Raw genomic sequence first — 500 nt, forward strand, 5'->3', positions numbered from 1 at the left:
CCTTTTCCTAGACCTGAGCCTAATGTTTGCCAAGCCCCCTCATTTTTATCATCACCATGAAAAGCCGTTTTTATTTGAGTAAAATCACTGTCAACATTTTTTAACTGTGTGATCCCACTACCAACAGCAGACCAGCCTTTTCCTAGACCTGAGCCTAATGTTTGCCAAGCCCCCTCATTTTTATCATCACCATGAAAAGCCGTTTTTATTTGCGTAAAATCACTGTCAACATTTTTTAACTGTGTGATCCCCCTACCAACAGCAGACCAGCCTTTTCCTAGACCTGAGCCTAATGTTTGCCAAGCCCCTTCATTTTTATCATCACCATGAAAAGCCGTTTTTATTTGAGTAAAATCACTACCCACATTTTTTAACTGCGTGATCCCACTACCAACCGCAGACCAACCTTTTCCGAGTCCTGAACCTAATGTTTGCCAAGCCCCCTCATTTTCACCATCACCATGAAAAGCCGTTTTTATTTGCGTAAAATCACTACCCAC

1 protein-coding gene is annotated in these 500 nt (G+C 42.0%); it reads right to left on the minus strand.

Features of this window, described 5'->3' with window-relative positions:
* Positions 1–500: hypothetical protein (locus tag Q0791_RS25010; protein WP_299011967.1), on the minus strand; the 500-nt coding region annotated here is incomplete at both ends.

Source organism: uncultured Shewanella sp., assembly GCF_947495455.1.
Taxonomy (GTDB): Bacteria; Pseudomonadota; Gammaproteobacteria; order Enterobacterales; family Shewanellaceae; genus Shewanella.